Genomic DNA, 16,697 nt, shown 5'->3' with positions numbered 1-16,697 from the left:
AAGCATTCACACATGAATAAAAAATTAATGTATATATTCGCAATTTTTATAGTTGCAGCAATTACCTGTATTAGCCAACCCAAGAAAACGACGTTGCGTGATAAAGCCATGGTGAATTATGCCTTTGATTATTTAAGCTCACCGGGCAGTCTTCCATTCACCACGGCAGCCACGGAGCTTTCCGCGATTCATGGTCACTCAACGTCGCAATATCGCCTTGGAGAATTTTATCTTCATGGTAGCGACGGTAAACCACTGGATTATACACAGGCGAGATACTGGTATGAGCAATCAGCGGAACAGGAAAATCCACGCGCGCAAAGTAAACTGGGGTGGATCTACCTCAAAGGTCTGGGGGTCAAACCCGACACCCGTAAAGCAATTCTCTGGTATAAGGAAGCAGCTGAACAAGGGTATGCTCATGCTCAATATACTTTAGGTTTGATCTACAGAAATGGCTCAGGTATTAATGTTAACCATTATGAATCTCAAAAATGGTTAAAACTGGCCGCCAAACAACATTACAAAAATGCGGAAAGATTACTTGCCGGGCTTCCCGCACATTAACGTCGACTGTCACCCGAACAGATGGAGTATTTTCCCTATCAAACCAGCAAAGATAAAAATATAGAAAATAATTTTAATGATGCCCAGACAGCCTGGCCCACCATCGGCAACGGGCATTGGCTGCGGTTGCGGCTCCGGTTCAACAGTCTGCTTCTCGGTAAAATTCGCCGCCTGAATTAATAATCGACGAATAATTAATGCTTCCAGTGGACAACGATCTTCTGCATCAAGACGGCTTACAATCGGCATTAATGATTCTTCTGTAGGTTGGCTGGCCTGCACTAATTGTTTGGCAACTAGATATAATGGCCATAAGGTATGTTCTGTATCACGCTTGAGTGAGATCCGCGGCTTACGTCCTTTGTGCAAAACCATCTCGACCAGTGAACGCCCCAGCGCAGAGAGTTTTTCATCGCTGAGTATTTCGTATAAATGAAAACGCGTACGGGCGCTGTCGCCGGGGACATAAAGTAGCGGTTTTCCCTGGTCGTTAACCAGTTCGCGAGCTTCAATCATCATCACCACTAATGGGTAATAATCGACTCGATGCTGACGGCACCATTGCAACATTAAAGCATCCGCCTGAGTGGAGGGATACTCGTGCCAGTAGTCACAAAGTTCTGCCAGCAGGCTTTCGCCTTCTCCACAATAGACGCGTTGCGCGTATTCATAATAACGCGCATCTTCATTATCAGGTTCAGCTTCCCGCCACGACCGGGCGTAATCCAGGAGTTCGGGAATTCCCAGGCGACCTGCGCTATACCAGCGGAGTAAATTTCTGTGCAGTTTTGCATCATCGGGGATAATCACTGCGCGATGTTGCGCTAAATACAATGTCAGCCATTCTGGATGCGATGACCAAATCCGAGCGAACATTTGGTAAAAATCGATGGTGTCATTTTGCACGGCAACGGGCAGATGCAGAATGGTCTGGAAGTTAAAAACATTCCCCTTCGCAATGGCATATAAAAAGGATTCCAGTTCTTCTTCGTCTATTTCCCCGACGTTTTCCTCCTGCAACCACCGCAATCTTTCTGCTAATAACACCACGCACTCGAAGGATAAATGGGCAGTGTTCATGGCGATTGTGCACAGCGACCAGCGTAATTCATCAATCTCTTCCATCGAGCAATAATTTAATTGCTGAATGAATCGCTGCCAGGCGGAGGGCAGAAAACGTTCGCTATCAGAGGCAAGTAACGCACGAAAGGCGAGCAGAATTTCATGTTCTGCTACCTCATATTCTTCTGGTTGCCAAACAGATTTAGCAGGCGACTGCGCAATCCGTAGCGCCTCCTCATACGCCTGACGAAGTTGTTTAAAACCCTGCGGATCGGTTTCTGGATGAAAGGACGGTAACAGCGCCAGATAAGCGCGGCGGATAATATCGACGTCAGTCGTTTCCTCTATTTCGAGGATCTTCCAGCAATTTTTCATAGGTCGCTCATATCCTTAAGCGTTTCCGGGCATGCAGAATAGTAAGCCAATGGTTGCCAGGACAAGGTAGGGTAATACGCATCATCACTGGCAAATAATTGATAAAACATATCATTGCCGGAATCGTCGTATTCTTTACGCGCTAAGAATTCACGTAATAAAGGCAGATTATCATCTTCGGGAGACTGCCAATATTGCCGACCAAAGGTATAACCGGCAAAGTATTGCCGCCAGTTACTATAATAACGTAGAGCCCGTAGATGAATACGCGACTGGATCCATAGACTTTCTTCTTCACTCAACCAGTTATTAAGTACGCCCATTCGACTTAAAAAACCCATCCGGACATAATCCCATGCTTTAATTCCTCCCTCACCACAGCATTCGGCTGTGCTGGCGACAAATTGCGCATAAGCCTGACCTTGCTCATTTAATTCAGCAAGATAGTCACGCCATTCACATGGAGAATAACGAAACCAGCGGTGATAAAACCCTGCCAACCGCGCGGCATGACCGTTATCGATCATTCGGTGAATTGTGCGCAGCAGGTCATCACGGTCATCAATTCCCCAGGAGGAAGAAAGGTCAAAAAAGCATGTACCTAAATACATTTTGGGGGATGAATGCGAAGGTAAACAGCATTCATTGCGTATTTCCATCGGAGTGGAAAGTGCAAACAATATTTTTTGCGACTCTATGTCCATATAATTTATCCTTAAACATTCATTTAATGAATGTAAACTACATTACGAGGCTCATTTATTTATACTTTTCCGACACAACATAATACGCATAAAATAAGACTTACGCAAAAACGGAACACATAAAAATATAATATCTTTTATCTGCAACCATAAGGAAATGATAATGATTTTTACGTCAAGTTGCTGCGATAATTTGTCAATAGATGAGATTATCGAACGTGCTGAACAAGGCGATAGTGAGGCTCAATATATTGTTGGGTTTTATTATAATCGCGATAGCGCAATTGACTCTCCGGACGACGAAAAGGCCTTTTACTGGCTGAAGCTGGCCGCTGAGCAAGGTCATTGTGAAGCACAGTATTCCTTAGGGCAAAAGTATACCGAGGATAAAAGCCGTCATAAAGATAATGAGCAAGCCATCTTCTGGCTGAAAAAAGCTGCCCTACAAGGCCATACTTTCGCTTCCAACGCCCTTGGCTGGATACTGGATCGTGGAGAAGACCCCAACTATAAAGAAGCGGTTGCCTGGTATCAGATAGCCGCGGAGAGCGGAATGTCTTATGCGCAAAATAATCTTGGGTGGATGTACAGAAATGGCAACGGAGTCGCACAAGACTATACGCTGGCATTTTTCTGGTACAAACAAGCTGCATTACAAGGCCATAGTGACGCGCAAAACAATCTGGCCGATCTTTATGAAGACGGAAAAGGCGTTGCTCAAAACGAGACACTCGCCGCATTCTGGTATTTGAAAAGCGCACAGCAGGGTAATCGGCATGCTCAGTTTCAAATTGCATGGGATTATAACGCTGGCGAAGGGGTGGACCAGGACTATAAGCAAGCGATGTACTGGTATCTGAAGGCTGCCGCTCAGGGGAGCGTCGGCGCTTACGTCAACATCGGTTATATGTATAAACACGGACAAGGCGTTGAGAAAGATTATCAGGCTGCCTTTGAATGGTTTACGAAAGCCGCTGAATGCAATGACGCCACTGCCTGGTATAACCTGGCCATTATGTATCACTACGGAGAAGGAAGACCTGTCGATCTCCGACAGGCTCTCGACCTGTATCGTAAAGTTCAGTCATCCGGAACCAGAGATGTCAGTCAGGAAATTCGTGAGACTGAAGATTTACTGTAGAGATAAAAACAAGGGCCGGGGAATTTCATTCGGCCCATATTCTCTTTATTGCTGTGCGAAATCAGACTATTACGGCTCAAACGGGCGTCTCTGGAACTGGTCATGACCACATTTCGGGCATAGCGTCAGCACTTCCGGTGTGTAGATCGGGAGATGGAAGTGACATTTCTCGCAGACCAGATTTCCCAGCCCGACCACTTCTCCGCTGTGATAAACCCCATGATGATTGAGGTCCTGGAAAACTTCGCGCCATTCAAGCTGCGTTTTATCGGTGATGTCTGCCAGCTCCTGCCACAAGCTTTCTTTAATCACCCGCATAAAGACGCTGTCAGATTCTTCTTTCAGGCTCTCTTCATAGCTCATGGCGAACTCTTCCAGGTCACGTCTGACAGCTCGCGTCAGCTCATCGACCTCGGTTCGCGTTAACTCCCCTGTTTTTATTACGCGCTCGCGCGCCTGTTCCACCAGTGCGTCGATATCACGTTCGCCATTGCGCAGGCGTTCGCTCAGTGACGCAACCAGTTCACGGTAATATTGAGCAACCTTGTTCATCGTTTCATCTCCCGGGTCGTTAACTGACTATAATAATAGACGTTCTTTGTTCCTTGCTTTGCTAATACGCCCACAAACTCTGTAAATTAATGTATGAATAATCCGGGCATCATTTCAACGTCGAGTGCGCGAAAGGCTGTTTTGACGCGGACGTTTGGGCTATGCTATGCGGATCTGAAAAACCACCTCTAACGCTACTTTTGTAGCCGTAATGAAAACAGGACCACTGGCTGCCATGCAAGAGCAATACCGCCCGGAAGAGATAGAATCCAAAGTACAGCTTCATTGGGATGAGAAGCGCACATTTGAAGTAACCGAAGACGAGAGCAAAGAGAAGTATTACTGCCTGTCTATGCTTCCCTATCCTTCTGGTCGACTACACATGGGCCACGTACGTAACTACACCATCGGTGACGTGATCGCCCGTTACCAGCGCATGCTGGGCAAAAACGTTCTGCAGCCGATCGGCTGGGACGCGTTTGGTCTGCCTGCGGAAGGCGCGGCGGTGAAAAACAACACCGCTCCGGCACCGTGGACGTACGACAACATCGCGTATATGAAAAACCAGCTCAAAATGCTGGGCTTTGGTTATGACTGGAGCCGCGAGCTGGCAACCTGTACGCCGGAATACTACCGTTGGGAACAGAAATTCTTCACCGAGCTGTATAAAAAAGGCCTGGTATATAAGAAGACTTCTGCGGTCAACTGGTGCCCGAACGACCAGACCGTACTGGCGAACGAACAAGTTATCGACGGCTGCTGCTGGCGCTGCGATACCAAAGTTGAACGTAAAGAGATCCCGCAGTGGTTTATCAAAATCACTGCTTACGCTGACGAGCTGCTCAACGATTTGGATAAACTGGATCACTGGCCAGACACCGTTAAAACCATGCAGCGTAACTGGATCGGTCGTTCCGAAGGCGTGGAAATCACCTTCAACGTTAACGACTATGACAACACGCTGACCGTTTACACTACCCGCCCGGACACCTTTATGGGTTGTACCTACCTGGCGGTAGCTGCGGGTCATCCGCTGGCGCAGAAAGCGGCGGAAAATAATCCTGAACTGGCGGCCTTTATTGACGAATGCCGTAACACCAAAGTTGCTGAAGCTGAAATGGCGACGATGGAGAAAAAAGGCGTCAATACTGGCTTTAAAGCTGTTCACCCATTAACGGGCGAAGAAATTCCCGTTTGGGCAGCAAACTTCGTATTGATGGAGTACGGCACGGGCGCAGTAATGGCGGTTCCGGGGCACGACCAACGCGACTACGAGTTTGCCTCTAAATACGGCCTGAACATCAAACCGGTTATCCTGGCGGCTGACGGCTCTGAGCCAGATCTTTCTCAGCAAGCCCTGACTGAAAAAGGCGTGCTGTTCAACTCTGGCGAGTTCAACGGTCTTGACCATGAAGCGGCCTTCAACGCCATCGCCGATAAACTGACTGCGATGGGCGTTGGCGAGCGTAAAGTGAACTACCGCCTGCGCGACTGGGGTGTTTCCCGTCAGCGTTACTGGGGCGCGCCGATTCCGATGGTGACGCTGGAAGACGGTACCGTAATGCCGACCCCGGACGACCAGCTGCCGGTGATCCTGCCGGAAGATGTGGTAATGGACGGCATTACCAGCCCGATTAAAGCAGATCCGGAGTGGGCGAAAACTACCGTTAACGGTATGCCAGCACTGCGTGAAACCGACACTTTCGACACCTTTATGGAGTCCTCCTGGTACTATGCGCGCTACACTTGCCCGCAGTACAAAGAAGGTATGCTGGATTCCGAAGCGGCTAACTACTGGCTGCCGGTGGATATCTACATTGGTGGTATCGAACACGCCATTATGCACCTGCTCTACTTCCGCTTCTTCCACAAACTGATGCGTGATGCAGGCATGGTGAACTCTGACGAACCAGCGAAACAGTTGCTGTGTCAGGGTATGGTGCTGGCAGATGCCTTCTACTATGTTGGCGAAAACGGCGAACGTAACTGGGTTTCCCCGGTTGATGCTATCGTTGAACGTGACGAGAAAGGCCGTATCGTGAAAGCGAAAGATGCGGCAGGCCATGAACTGGTTTATACCGGCATGAGCAAAATGTCCAAGTCGAAGAACAACGGTATCGACCCGCAGGTGATGGTTGAACGTTACGGCGCGGACACCGTTCGTCTGTTTATGATGTTTGCTTCTCCGGCTGATATGACTCTCGAATGGCAGGAGTCCGGCGTGGAAGGGGCTAACCGCTTCCTGAAACGTGTCTGGAAACTGGTGTACGAGCATACTGCGAAAGGTGATGTTGCGGCACTGAACGTTGATGCACTGACTGAAGATCAGAAAGCGCTGCGTCGCGATGTGCATAAAACTATCGCTAAAGTGACCGATGATATCGGCCGTCGTCAGACCTTCAACACCGCAATTGCGGCGATTATGGAGCTGATGAACAAACTGGCGAAAGCACCGACCGATGGCGAGCAGGATCGCGCTCTGATGCAGGAAGCACTGCTGGCCGTTGTCCGTATGCTTAACCCGTTCACCCCGCACATTTGCTTCACGCTGTGGCAGGAACTGAAAGGCGAAGGCGATATCGACAACGCGCCGTGGCCGGTTGCTGACGAAAAAGCGATGGTGGAAGACTCCACGCTGGTCGTGGTGCAGGTTAACGGTAAAGTCCGTGCCAAAATCACCGTTCCGGTGGACGCAACGGAAGAACAGGTTCGCGAACGTGCTGGCCAGGAACATCTGGTAGCAAAATATCTTGATGGCGTTACTGTACGTAAAGTGATTTACGTACCAGGTAAACTCCTCAATCTGGTCGTTGGCTAAGCGCGGGAGGAAGCGTGCGATATCTGGCAACATTGTTGTTATCTCTGGCGGTGTTAATCACCGCCGGGTGTGGCTGGCATCTGCGTGACACCACGCAGGTTCCTTCCACTATGAAGGTCATGATCCTGGACTCAGGCGATCCGAACGGGCCATTAAGCCGTGCGGTGCGTAACCAGTTACGTCTGAATGGTGTCGAGTTGCTTGATAAAGAAACCACGCGTAAGGACGTTCCATCCCTGCGTTTGGGTAAAGTGAGCATCGCGAAAGATACCGCATCGGTATTCCGTAACGGTCAAACAGCAGAGTATCAGATGATCATGACGGTGAATGCGACCGTGTTGATCCCCGGCCGTGATATCTACCCGATTAGCGCCAAAGTCTTCCGTTCGTTCTTTGATAACCCGCAAATGGCGTTAGCGAAAGATAACGAACAAGACATGATCGTAAAAGAGATGTACGACCGTGCTGCCGAACAGCTGATTCGTAAGCTGCCAAGCATCCGTGCTGCGGATATTCGTTCCGACGAAGAACAGACGTCGACCACAACGGATACTCCGGCAACGCCTGCACGCGTCTCCACCACGCTGGGTAACTGATGATTCGGTTGTACCCGGAACAACTCCGCGCGCAGCTCAATGAAGGGCTGCGCGCGGCGTATCTTTTACTTGGTAACGATCCTCTGTTATTGCAGGAAAGCCAGGACGCTGTTCGTCAGGTAGCTGCGGCACAAGGATTCGAAGAACACCACACTTTTTCCATTGATCCCAACACTGACTGGAATGCGATCTTTTCGTTATGCCAGGCTATGAGTCTGTTTGCCAGTCGACAAACGCTATTGCTGTTGTTACCAGAAAACGGACCGAATGCGGCGATCAATGAACAACTTCTCACACTCACCGGACTTCTGCATGACGACCTGCTGTTGATCGTCCGCGGTAATAAATTAAGCAAAGCGCAAGAAAATGCCGCCTGGTTTACTGCTCTTGCGAATCGCAGCGTGCAGGTGACCTGTCAGACACCGGAGCAGGCTCAGCTTCCCCGCTGGGTTGCTGCGCGCGCAAAACAGCTCAACTTAGAACTGGATGACGCTGCAAATCAGGTGCTCTGCTACTGTTATGAAGGTAACCTGCTGGCGCTGGCTCAGGCACTGGAGCGTTTATCGCTGCTCTGGCCAGACGGCAAACTGACATTACCGCGCGTTGAACAGGCGGTGAATGATGCCGCGCATTTCACCCCTTTTCATTGGGTTGATGCTTTGTTGATGGGAAAAAGTAAGCGCGCGTTGCATATTCTTCAGCAACTGCGTCTGGAAGGCAGCGAGCCGGTTATTTTGTTGCGCACATTACAACGTGAACTGTTGTTACTGGTTAACCTGAAACGCCAGTCTGCCCATACGCCACTGCGTGCGTTGTTTGATAAGCATCGGGTATGGCAGAACCGCCGGCGCATGATGGGCGAAGCGTTAAATCGCTTAAGTCAGCCGCAGTTACGTCAGGCCGTGCAACTCCTGACACGAACGGAACTCACCCTCAAACAAGATTACGGTCAGTCAGTGTGGGCAGAGCTGGAAGGGTTATCTCTTCTGTTGTGCCATAAACCCCTGGCGGACGTATTTATCGACGGTTGATATGAAATCTTTACAGGCTCTGTTTGGCGGCACCTTTGATCCGGTGCACTATGGTCATCTAAAACCCGTGGAAACGCTGGCGAATTTGATTGGTCTGACGCGGGTCACAATAATCCCTAATAATGTTCCTCCGCATCGTCCCCAGCCGGAAGCGAACAGCGTGCAGCGTAAACACATGCTTGAACTGGCGATTGCCGACAAGCCATTATTTACTCTTGATGAACGCGAGCTAAAGCGCAATGCCCCCTCTTACACTGCGCAAACACTGAAAGAGTGGCGGCAGGAACAAGGACCGGACGTGCCGCTGGCGTTTATTATTGGTCAGGATTCATTGCTGACCTTTCCGACCTGGTACGAATACGAAACGATACTCGACAATGCACATTTGATCGTCTGTCGGCGTCCAGGTTACCCACTTGAAATGGCGCAACCGCAATACCAGCAATGGCTGGAAGATCATTTGACACATAACCCGGAAGATCTTCACCTTCAGCCTGCAGGTAAAATTTATCTGGCTGAAACGCCGTGGTTTAACATCTCGGCGACCATCATCCGCGAACGTTTGCAAAACGGTGAATCGTGTGAGGATTTATTGCCGGAACCGGTACTGACTTACATTAACCAACAAGGCTTGTATCGCTGATACCTGTCGTTACGGAGGGCATGATGCGACTGTGGTTAATTCGTCATGGTGAAACGCAAGCAAATGTCGATGGTCTGTACAGCGGTCATGCTCCCACACCCCTGACCGCACGCGGTATTGAGCAAGCGCAAAATCTGCATACACTGCTAGATGATGTTTCCTTTGACCTGGTTTTATGCAGTGAACTGGAACGGGCACAGCATACCGCGCGACTGGTTCTCAGTGACCGCCAGCTGCCCGTTCATATCATCCCTGAACTCAACGAAATGTTTTTTGGCGACTGGGAGATGCGACATCATCGCGACCTCATGCAAGAAGATGCCGAAAACTATAGCGCGTGGTGCAATGACTGGCAGCATGCTATCCCCACGAACGGTGAAGGATTTCAGGCATTTTCGCAACGAGTGGAACGCTTTATCGCAAGGTTTAGTGAATATCAGCACTATCAGAATATTTTAGTCGTCAGCCATCAGGGCGTACTGAGTCTGTTAATTGCTCGTCTAATTGGCATGCCTGCCGAGTCTATGTGGCATTTTCGCGTTGACCAGGGGTGTTGGAGCGCCATTGATATAAACCAAAAATTCGCGACGCTACGCGTCCTCAATAGCCGTGCCATCGGGGTCGAGAATGCATGACTTTTCTGTTTTTTTACGGGTAAGCCGCAACGACCATTGACAGCCCCGGGCAGGCTGATATTCTCCGCAGCCAGACTTTTTCCGCCAGACACGACTTTGTAGAAATTGTTTTACAAAAATGGCGATGCAATCTGCGGCGCGGGGTGGGATGATAGCCCACTTTCGAAAGCCGATTCGGCGACAATTGTCCCGAAATCGCCTCTGGTTCAGGTATACTGACAGACCATTTTTATCTATTTGATTCACCCAGGGGGAAAACTTGCAGGGTAAAGCACTCCAGGATTTTGTTATCGACAAAATTGATGACCTCAAAGGTCAGGACATCATCGCCTTAGACGTTCAGGGCAAATCCAGCATCACTGACTGCATGATCATCTGTACGGGTACGTCCAGCCGTCATGTTATGTCCATTGCTGACCACGTTGTGCAGGAGTCTCGCGCAGCGGGCCTGTTACCGCTCGGCGTAGAAGGTGAAAACAGCGCCGACTGGATTGTCGTGGATTTGGGCGATGTGATTGTCCATGTCATGCAGGAAGAGAGCCGTCGCCTGTATGAACTGGAAAAACTCTGGAGTTAATGCGTGAAGCTGCAACTTGTCGCCGTGGGAACGAAAATGCCGGACTGGGTACAAACCGGTTTTACCGAGTACCTGCGTCGTTTTCCGAAAGATATGCCCTTCGAGCTGATTGAAATTCCGGCCGGAAAACGCGGCAAGAATGCGGACATCAAGCGCATACTCGACAAAGAGGGTGAGCAGATGTTGGCGGCCGCAGGCAAAAACCGCATTGTCACCCTAGATATTCCAGGCAAGCCCTGGGATACGCCGCAGTTAGCCGCTGAGCTGGAACGCTGGAAGCTGGATGGTCGCGACGTCAGTCTACTGATTGGCGGGCCTGAAGGGTTGTCGCCTGCCTGTAAAGCGGCGGCGGAGCAGAGCTGGTCGCTGTCGGCGCTTACCCTCCCCCATCCGCTGGTTCGCGTGCTGGTCGCAGAGAGTCTGTACCGGGCGTGGAGCATCACCACCAACCATCCTTATCACCGTGAGTGATAAGGGAGCTTTGAGTAGAAAACGCAGCGGATGAAACTACAGAACTCTTTTCGCGACTATACGGCAGAGTCCGCGCTGTTTGTGCGCCGGGCGCTGGTCGCCTTTTTGGGGATTTTGCTGCTGACCGGCGTGCTTATCGCCAACCTGTATAATCTGCAAATTGTTCGCTTTACCGACTACCAGACCCGCTCTAATGAAAACCGCATTAAGCTGGTGCCTATCGCACCCAGCCGCGGCATTATCTATGACCGTAATGGTATCCCTCTGGCTCTCAACCGCACTATCTACCAGATAGAAATGATGCCGGAGAAAGTCGATAACGTGCAGCAAACGCTGGACGCTTTGCGCAGCGTGGTAGATCTGACCGATGACGATATTGCTGCATTCCGAAAAGAGCGCGCACGTTCACACCGTTTCACCTCCATTCCGGTGAAAACTAACCTGACCGAAGTACAAGTAGCTCGCTTTGCCGTCAATCAGTACCGTTTTCCGGGTGTTGAAGTTAAGGGCTATAAACGTCGTTACTATCCTTACGGTTCGGCGTTGACCCACGTCATCGGCTATGTGTCGAAAATCAACGATAAAGACGTCGAACGCCTGAATAATGACGGCAAACTGGCCAACTATGCGGCAACGCATGATATAGGTAAGCTGGGCATTGAGCGTTACTATGAAGACGTGCTGCACGGTCAGACTGGTTATGAAGAGGTTGAAGTTAACAACCGTGGGCGTGTTATCCGCCAGTTAAAAGAAGTACCACCGCAAGCCGGACACGATATTTACCTGACGCTGGATCTCAAACTCCAGCAATATATTGAAACGCTGCTGGCGGGTAGCCGCGCAGCTGTGGTAGTCACCGATCCGCGTACAGGTGGGGTGCTGGCGCTGGTTTCCACGCCTAGTTATGACCCAAACCTGTTTGTTGACGGTATCTCCAGCAAAGATTATTCCGCCTTGTTGAACGACCCGAATACACCGCTGGTGAACCGCGCCACACAGGGGGTTTATCCTCCCGCGTCTACAGTTAAACCCTATGTGGCGGTTTCGGCATTGAGCGCCGGGGTGATCACGCGCAATACGACGCTGTTTGACCCAGGCTGGTGGCAACTGCCAGGTTCGGAAAAACGTTATCGTGACTGGAAAAAATGGGGCCACGGGCGTCTGAATGTCACAAGATCGCTGGAAGAATCTGCGGATACCTTCTTCTATCAGGTGGCCTACGATATGGGGATCGATCGCCTCTCCGAATGGATGGGTAAATTCGGTTATGGTCATTATACCGGTATCGACCTGGCGGAAGAACGTTCCGGCAACATGCCTACCCGCGAATGGAAACAGAAACGCTTTAAAAAACCGTGGTATCAGGGTGACACCATTCCGGTTGGTATCGGTCAGGGTTACTGGACAGCGACCCCAATCCAGATGAGTAAGGCACTGATGATCCTGATTAATGACGGTATCGTGAAGGTTCCGCATTTGCTGATGAGCACCGCCGAAGACGGCAAACAGGTGCCATGGGTACAACCGCATGAACCGCCCGTTGGCGATATTCATTCCGGTTACTGGGAGCTGGCGAAAGACGGTATGTACGGTGTTGCTAACCGCCCTAACGGTACGGCGCATAAATACTTTGCCAGCGCACCGTACAAAATTGCGGCGAAATCTGGTACCGCTCAGGTCTTCGGTCTGAAAGCGAACGAAACCTATAATGCGCACAAAATTGCCGAGCGTTTACGTGACCACAAACTGATGACCGCCTTTGCGCCATACAACAATCCGCAAGTGGCTGTCGCCATGATTCTGGAGAACGGCGGCGCGGGTCCGGCGGTTGGTACGCTGATGCGCCAGATCCTCGACCACATTATGCTGGGTGATAACAACACCGATCTGCCTGCGGAAAATCCAGCGGTTGCCGCAGCGGAGGACCATTAATCATGACGGATAATCCGAATAAAAAAACATTCTGGGATAAAGTCCATCTCGATCCCACAATGCTGCTGATTTTACTGGCATTGCTGGTTTACAGCGCCCTGGTTATCTGGAGCGCCAGCGGTCAGGATATTGGCATGATGGAGCGTAAAATCGGCCAAATCGCGATGGGTCTGGTCATCATGGTGGTGATGGCGCAAATTCCTCCACGCGTTTATGAAGGCTGGGCCCCCTATCTCTATATCATCTGTATTATTTTGCTGGTGGCGGTAGATGCTTTCGGTGCCATCTCTAAAGGCGCTCAACGCTGGCTGGACCTCGGTATTGTTCGTTTTCAGCCGTCGGAAATTGCCAAAATAGCCGTACCACTGATGGTTGCGCGCTTTATCAACCGCGACGTTTGCCCGCCATCGTTGAAGAACACTGGCATCGCGCTGGTGCTGATATTTATGCCCACGCTGCTGGTGGCTGCACAGCCTGACCTGGGAACATCAATCCTCGTTGCGCTTTCCGGTCTGTTTGTACTGTTCCTCTCTGGCCTTAGCTGGCGTCTGATTGGCGTCGCAGTAGTGCTGGTAGCGGCGTTCATTCCGATTCTGTGGTTCTTCCTGATGCATGATTACCAGCGCCAGCGCGTAATGATGCTCCTGGACCCGGAATCAGACCCACTCGGCGCGGGCTATCACATTATTCAGTCTAAAATTGCTATTGGCTCCGGCGGATTACGCGGCAAAGGCTGGCTGCACGGCACTCAGTCACAGCTTGAATTTCTCCCCGAACGCCATACTGACTTTATCTTCGCGGTACTGGCGGAAGAGCTGGGATTAGTGGGCATTCTGATTCTGCTCGCTCTCTACATTCTGCTGATCATGCGCGGGCTGTGGATAGCCGCCAGAGCGCAAACCACCTTTGGTCGCGTCATGGCTGGTGGCTTAATGCTGATATTATTCGTTTATGTCTTCGTAAATATTGGTATGGTAAGCGGTATTCTGCCGGTTGTAGGGGTTCCGCTCCCACTGGTCAGTTATGGAGGATCGGCGCTAATTGTGCTGATGGCTGGGTTCGGGATTGTAATGTCAATCCACACCCACAGGAAAATGTTGTCGAAAAGCGTGTAAGAGGTGCGCAATGCGTAAGCAGTGGCTCGGGATCTGCATCGCGGCAGGAATGCTCGCGGCATGTACAAGCGATGATGGTCAGCAACAGACGGTAAGTGTACCGCAGCCTGCGGTATGTAACGGCCCCATAGTTGAAATTAGCGGGGCGGACCCGCGTTTCGAACCACTGAACGCGACGGCAAATCAGGATTACCAGCGCGACGGTAAAAGCTACAAAATCGTGCAGGATCCGTCTCGATTTAGCCAGGCGGGACTGGCGGCAATCTATGATGCCGAACCAGGCAGTAACCTGACGGCCTCTGGCGAAGCTTTCGATCCGACACAGCTGACGGCGGCCCATCCAACGCTTCCGATCCCCAGCTACGCCAGAATCACTAACCTGGCTAACGGGCGAATGATCGTGGTGCGCATTAATGATCGCGGCCCTTACGGCAACGACCGCGTTATTTCGCTTTCTCGCGCGGCAGCTGACCGTCTTAACACGTCCAACAACACCAAAGTTCGTATAGATCCGATTATTGTCGCCCAGGATGGTTCGCTTTCTGGTCCTGGTATGGCTTGTACCACAGTCGCCAAACAGACTTACGCCCTGCCTGCACCTCCCGATTTAAGCGGTGGCGCGGGAACAAGTTCAGTGTCTGGCCCGCAGGGTGACATTCTTCCGGTCAGTAATTCGACGCTAAAAAGCGAAGATCCGACCGGCGCGCCGGTAACCAGTAGCGGTTTCCTCGGCGCACCAACGACCTTAGCGCCAGGTGTACTGGAAGGCAGCGAACCGACGCCTGCGCCACAGCCCGTTGTTACAGCTCCGTCGACAACGCCTGCAACCTCGCCTGCAATGGTGACACCGCAAGCCGCCTCGCAAAGCGCCAGCGGCAACTTTATGGTGCAGGTCGGGGCCGTAAGCGATCAGGCTCGTGCGCAACAGTACCAACAGCAACTGGGACAGAAGTTCGGCGTCCCCGGTCGCGTAACTCAAAATGGCGCGGTCTGGCGGATCCAGCTTGGCCCATTCGCCAACAAAGCCGAAGCCAGTACCTTGCAGCAACGTTTGCAAACCGAAGCCCAATTACAGTCATTTATTACCACCGCGCAGTAGCGTAAAGCAGGCATCTGATGTGTCAATTTCTGTAAATGACGTTAACAAAGTCACGCGGAAAGTCAGATGCCTGCCGGTAGTGCATTTGCTATAGTAGGGCACTTTTTTTAATTCCATCACGGATGTCGTAGTTCAGACCATGAATACCATTTTTTCCGCTCGTATCATGAAGCGCCTGGCGCTCACCACGGCTCTTTGCACAGCCTTTATCTCTGCTGCACATGCCGATGACCTGAATATCAAAACTATGATCCCGGGTGTACCGCAGATCGACGCGGAGTCCTACATCCTGATTGACTATAACTCCGGCAAAGTGCTCGCCGAACAGAACGCAGATGTCCGCCGCGATCCTGCCAGCCTGACCAAAATGATGACCAGTTACGTTATCGGCCAGGCAATGAAAGCCGGTAAATTTAAAGAAACTGATTTAGTCACTATCGGCAACGACGCATGGGCCACCGGTAACCCGGTGTTTAAAGGTTCTTCGCTGATGTTCCTCAAACCGGGCATGCAGGTTCCGGTTTCTCAGCTGATCCGCGGTATAAACCTGCAATCGGGTAACGATGCTTGTGTCGCCATGGCCGATTTTGCCGCTGGTAGCCAGGACGCTTTTGTTGGCTTGATGAACAGCTACGTTAACGCCCTGGGCCTGAAAAATACCCACTTCCAGACGGTACATGGTCTGGATGCTGATGGTCAGTACAGCTCCGCGCGCGATATGGCGCTGATCGGCCAGGCATTGATCCGTGACGTACCGAATGAATACTCGATCTATAAAGAAAAAGAATTTACGTTTAACGGTATTCGCCAGCTGAACCGTAACGGCCTGTTATGGGATAACAGCCTGAATGTCGATGGCATCAAAACCGGACACACTGACAAAGCAGGTTACAACCTTGTTGCTTCTGCGACTGAAGGCCAGATGCGCTTGATCTCTGCGGTGATGGGCGGACGTACTTTTAAAGGCCGTGAAGCCGAAAGTAAAAAACTGCTAACCTGGGGCTTCCGTTTCTTCGAAACCGTTAACCCACTGAAAGTAGGTAAAGAGTTCGCCTCTGAACCGGTTTGGTTTGGTGATTCTGATCGCGCTTCGTTAGGGGTTGATAAAGACGTGTACCTGACCATTCCGCGTGGTCGCATGAAAGATCTGAAAGCCAGCTATGTGCTGAACAGCAGTGAATTGCATGCGCCGCTGCAAAAGAATCAGGTCGTAGGAACTATCAACTTCCAGCTTGATGGCAAAACAATCGAACAACGCCCGCTGGTTGTGTTGCAAGAAATCCCGGAAGGTAACTTCTTCGGCAAAATCATTGATTACATTAAATTAATGTTCCATCACTGGTTTGGTTAAAAATCGAACACTTGAAAGTGTAATTTTC

General features: G+C 50.8%; 16 protein-coding genes. 13 read left to right on the top strand and 3 right to left on the bottom strand.

Annotated elements, in window-relative coordinates:
• Positions 1-12: 12 nt before the first annotated feature.
• Entirely contained in the window at positions 13-567 is a 555-nt protein-coding gene (locus OQV04_RS12460) for a tetratricopeptide repeat protein (RefSeq protein WP_001035673.1), read from the top strand.
• 9 nt (positions 568-576) lie between these two features.
• Here OQV04_RS12460 and OQV04_RS12455 read toward each other — a convergent pair whose 3' ends face one another.
• Together OQV04_RS12455 and OQV04_RS12450 are read right to left on the bottom strand one after the other, a co-directional pair.
• Positions 577-2,004 carry a J domain-containing protein gene (locus OQV04_RS12455; protein WP_101969358.1) on the bottom strand — a complete coding sequence of 476 codons (1,428 nt, stop codon included), beginning with the start codon at positions 2,002-2,004 and terminating at the stop codon, positions 577-579.
• The gene (locus OQV04_RS12450) at positions 2,001-2,708 is read right to left on the bottom strand and encodes a DUF1266 domain-containing protein (RefSeq protein ID WP_032280487.1); all 708 of its coding nucleotides are present in this window, start codon (positions 2,706-2,708) and stop codon (positions 2,001-2,003) included. The genes OQV04_RS12455 and OQV04_RS12450 overlap by 4 nt, the downstream gene beginning before the upstream one ends.
• A gap of 163 nt (positions 2,709-2,871) precedes the next feature.
• On the opposite strand from OQV04_RS12450, the gene ybeQ reads away from it, so the two are divergent.
• Positions 2,872-3,849 (top strand): Sel1 family TPR-like repeat protein YbeQ, encoded by a 978-nt coding sequence (gene ybeQ, locus OQV04_RS12445; RefSeq protein ID WP_000578189.1) that lies wholly within the window; start codon positions 2,872-2,874, stop codon positions 3,847-3,849.
• Between the two features lie 69 nt (positions 3,850-3,918).
• Here the strand turns inward: ybeQ and OQV04_RS12440 are convergent, their stop codons facing one another.
• Positions 3,919-4,401 carry a zinc ribbon-containing protein gene (locus OQV04_RS12440; protein ID WP_001044880.1) on the bottom strand — a complete coding sequence of 161 codons (483 nt, stop codon included), beginning with the start codon at positions 4,399-4,401 and terminating at the stop codon, positions 3,919-3,921.
• Positions 4,402-4,636: 235 nt separating this feature from the next.
• Between OQV04_RS12440 and leuS the strand changes: the two genes are divergently transcribed.
• The 11 genes from leuS (at position 4,637) to dacA (ending at position 16,669) form a co-directional block, all read left to right on the top strand.
• Complete coding sequence (gene leuS, locus OQV04_RS12435; protein WP_032280498.1) at positions 4,637-7,219, top strand: leucine--tRNA ligase; 2,583 nt, start codon at positions 4,637-4,639, stop codon at positions 7,217-7,219.
• A 14-nt stretch (positions 7,220-7,233) separates the two neighbouring features.
• The gene (gene lptE / locus OQV04_RS12430; protein ID WP_001269673.1) at positions 7,234-7,815 is read left to right on the top strand and encodes an LPS assembly lipoprotein LptE; all 582 of its coding nucleotides are present in this window, start codon (positions 7,234-7,236) and stop codon (positions 7,813-7,815) included.
• A complete protein-coding gene (gene holA / locus OQV04_RS12425) occupies positions 7,815-8,846 on the top strand; it encodes a DNA polymerase III subunit delta (protein WP_099145536.1) in 1,032 nt (343 codons plus the stop codon). Before lptE ends, holA begins: the two co-directional genes overlap by 1 nt.
• A 1-nt stretch (position 8,847) precedes the next feature.
• Complete coding sequence (nadD, locus tag OQV04_RS12420; protein ID WP_000838889.1) at positions 8,848-9,489, top strand: nicotinate-nucleotide adenylyltransferase; 642 nt, start codon at positions 8,848-8,850, stop codon at positions 9,487-9,489.
• A gap of 23 nt (positions 9,490-9,512) precedes the next feature.
• Positions 9,513-10,124: an adenosylcobalamin/alpha-ribazole phosphatase gene (locus OQV04_RS12415; RefSeq protein ID WP_032280483.1), complete on the top strand. Its 612-nt coding sequence runs from the start codon at positions 9,513-9,515 to the stop codon at positions 10,122-10,124.
• A 259-nt stretch (positions 10,125-10,383) separates the two neighbouring features.
• Positions 10,384-10,701 carry a ribosome silencing factor gene (gene rsfS / locus OQV04_RS12410; protein ID WP_001161664.1) on the top strand — a complete coding sequence of 106 codons (318 nt, stop codon included), beginning with the start codon at positions 10,384-10,386 and terminating at the stop codon, positions 10,699-10,701.
• Between the two features lie 3 nt (positions 10,702-10,704).
• A complete protein-coding gene (gene rlmH, locus OQV04_RS12405; protein ID WP_000776104.1) occupies positions 10,705-11,172 on the top strand; it encodes a 23S rRNA (pseudouridine(1915)-N(3))-methyltransferase RlmH in 468 nt (155 codons plus the stop codon).
• Between the two features lie 30 nt (positions 11,173-11,202).
• Positions 11,203-13,104, top strand: a complete 1,902-nt coding sequence (gene mrdA / locus OQV04_RS12400; RefSeq protein WP_000776191.1) for a peptidoglycan DD-transpeptidase MrdA — start codon at positions 11,203-11,205, stop codon at positions 13,102-13,104.
• A 2-nt stretch (positions 13,105-13,106) separates the two neighbouring features.
• Positions 13,107-14,219, top strand: a complete 1,113-nt coding sequence (mrdB, locus tag OQV04_RS12395) for a peptidoglycan glycosyltransferase MrdB (protein ID WP_000131719.1) — start codon at positions 13,107-13,109, stop codon at positions 14,217-14,219.
• A gap of 10 nt (positions 14,220-14,229) precedes the next feature.
• On the top strand, positions 14,230-15,318 hold the full coding sequence (gene rlpA / locus OQV04_RS12390; RefSeq protein WP_021577129.1) for an endolytic peptidoglycan transglycosylase RlpA: 1,089 nt from the start codon (positions 14,230-14,232) through the stop codon (positions 15,316-15,318).
• Between the two features lie 139 nt (positions 15,319-15,457).
• Positions 15,458-16,669 (top strand): D-alanyl-D-alanine carboxypeptidase DacA, encoded by a 1,212-nt coding sequence (gene dacA / locus OQV04_RS12385; RefSeq protein ID WP_001092082.1) that lies wholly within the window; start codon positions 15,458-15,460, stop codon positions 16,667-16,669.
• The last annotated feature ends 28 nt before the right edge of the window (positions 16,670-16,697 follow it).

This window comes from Escherichia sp. Lx600-2 (assembly GCF_036662595.1).
Lineage (GTDB): Bacteria > Pseudomonadota > Gammaproteobacteria > Enterobacterales > Enterobacteriaceae > Escherichia > Escherichia coli.
The sequence above is the reverse complement of the archived record's forward strand: the minus strand, read 5'-3'. Positions and strand labels throughout refer to the sequence as shown.